Annotated in this window: 1 protein-coding gene; it reads left to right on the top strand. The window is 49.8% G+C overall.

All coding sequences use genetic code 11. The features are described 5' to 3' along the window. Window positions 1-206: hypothetical protein (locus ACKX14_RS16320; protein WP_422449478.1), on the top strand; the 206-nt coding region annotated here is incomplete at its 5' end. Window positions 207-247 lie beyond the last annotated feature (41 nt).

The following is a 247-nucleotide window of genomic DNA, read 5'->3' on the forward strand; positions in this document are numbered from 1 at the left end:
GCAACCGCAAAACCACCAAACGCGGACGCAAACGCCTGTTCAACCCTGATGTCTACAAACACCGTTTCACCAGTGAGCGCTCTTTCGCCTGGATTGACAAGTTTCGCGCTTTGTTGGTGCGATTTGATCGCCGCGATGTCTATTTCATGGCTGCTCATTTTATCGCCTTTGCCATGATTAACTTGCGCCACTTTTTCGCTCGATAAGTCTCATTTAGTTCATTGTATGGCAGCCCCGGCCTACCAGT

Origin of the sequence: Thermorhabdus hydrogeniformans, assembly GCF_049310025.1 — a bacterium.
Taxonomy (GTDB): domain Bacteria; phylum Bacillota; class Thermosediminibacteria; order Thermosediminibacterales; family Tepidanaerobacteraceae; genus JBJYKD01.